Origin of the sequence: Shewanella sp. AS1, assembly GCF_021412565.1 — a bacterium.
GTDB lineage: Bacteria > Pseudomonadota > Gammaproteobacteria > Enterobacterales > Shewanellaceae > Shewanella.
The window spans coordinates 1-291 of the sequence record NZ_JAKCLJ010000062.1 but is presented as its reverse complement, the minus strand read 5'-3'; the positions used below and the strand labels follow the sequence as shown (position 1 = coordinate 291).

Sequence of the window (291 nt, the reverse complement as noted above, 5' to 3'; positions counted from 1 at the left end):
CTCGAGGATATCTGCTCCCGGTCTGCCCCGGTATCCTCCTCCACGATGCGCCCATCGAACAGATGGACGGTCCTTTCTGCGTGCCGCGCGAAGCGTTGGTCATGCGTGACCATGCAGATCGTCGCGCCTTCGCGGTGCAGGTCGCGCAGCAACTCCATTACCGCATCGCCGTTCTTGGAGTCGAGATTGCCGGTCGGCTCGTCGGCGAGCAGGATCGAGGGTTTGCCGGCCAGCGCCCGCGCCACGGCCACCCGCTGCTGCTGGCCGCCCGAGAGCTGCGACGGGTAATGC

Annotated in this window: 1 protein-coding gene; it reads right to left on the bottom strand. The window is 66.7% G+C overall.

Annotated elements, in window-relative coordinates; genetic code table 11:
* The coding region (locus LZP69_RS16065; RefSeq protein ID WP_234201703.1) for an ABC transporter ATP-binding protein at positions 1 to 291 on the bottom strand (291 nt) is incomplete at both ends.